The organism is Leyella stercorea (assembly GCF_021531655.1).
Window position 1 is genome coordinate 1 of sequence record NZ_JADYUF010000128.1, and the last position, 346, is coordinate 346.

Sequence of the window (346 nt, forward strand, 5' to 3'; positions counted from 1 at the left end):
CGTTTTATAGAAAAAGTAAATTATGAAACCAATAAAAGTACTTGAATTATCAGAGGATGATCGCCTCAAATTAGAGAAAGGCTATCATAAAGGGCCTACTCATTGTTTTCGTATCAGATGCAAATCCATATTGCTGAAGTCAGAAGGTAAATCAGCTCCCCAAATAGCAGAAATGCTTGAGGTGACTGTACCTACTGTCTACGCATGGGTAAAACGTTATGAAGAAAATGGAATCAAAGGTTTGGAGACACGTCCTGGTCAGGGTCGAAAGCCTATTATGGATTGTTCTGATGAAGAAGCAGTCCGCAAGGCAATTGAGGAAGACCGTCAAAGCGTGTCCAAAGCA

1 protein-coding gene is annotated in these 346 nt (G+C 40.5%); it reads left to right on the forward strand.

Annotated elements, in window-relative coordinates:
• Window positions 1-22: 22 nt before the first annotated feature.
• Window positions 23-346, forward strand: a 324-nt coding sequence (locus I6E49_RS14320) for a helix-turn-helix domain-containing protein (protein ID WP_235403151.1), incomplete at its 3' end; no start/stop codon positions are given.